At 35.0% G+C, this 600-nt stretch carries 1 protein-coding gene; it reads right to left on the bottom strand.

The annotated features are described in order from the left end of the window. Positions 1 to 144 precede the first annotated feature (144 nt). Positions 145 to 600, bottom strand: a 456-nt coding sequence (locus Rain11_RS13785) for a transposase (RefSeq protein ID WP_133121604.1), incomplete at its 5' end; no start/stop codon positions are given.

The raw sequence follows: 600 nt of genomic DNA, 5'->3' as shown, positions 1-600 counted from the left end.
ACCAATTCAAGGCTTTAATCATACGCTATGAAACCAGAGTAGATACGTGGGTAAATTTGTTAATTTTATCCTTTATGGTCATTTTTATCCGAAGAATTATCAAAAAAAATAAATCCTAAACAACCTCTTAAATAAATTTAAGATTTATACGAAACCTACTTTCAGGTGTTTAAAGAAGTTAGCAATTTTTTTTGTAGCTTGTTGAAGTACTTGAAAAGCATTTTGAAGTTTAGTTTTGAGTTGAGTTAAGTTTTTACAGACAACATTTTGAAGCATATCACATTTGAGGGTTTTCCAGACCTGTTCATCTGCGTTCAATTCAGGGGAATAGGGGGGAATTTTAGTCAGATAAATAGTTTCATTCTTGTCTTTTCGTAAAAAATCCTTCACCTCTTTGCTGGAATGAATACGTGCCCCATCCCAAATGATGAGTAATTTTTGCTTCAAAGTGTCAAGTAATTTTTTGAGAAAATCTACCACATCTTTGCCCTTGAAACTACTTTCTTGTATTTGATACACCAAATCACCCGCAGGACTAATGGCACTGATGGCAGAAAGGTGTTGATAACGACAGCCTTCCCGAAGCACGGGGCTATGTCC

Origin of the sequence: Raineya orbicola (genome assembly GCF_002843425.1) — a bacterium.
In the GTDB taxonomy this organism is placed as follows: domain Bacteria; phylum Bacteroidota; class Bacteroidia; order Cytophagales; family Thermonemataceae; genus Raineya; species Raineya orbicola.
Note: the sequence above shows the minus strand (reverse complement) of the source record. Positions and strands in the feature narration are given on the sequence as shown.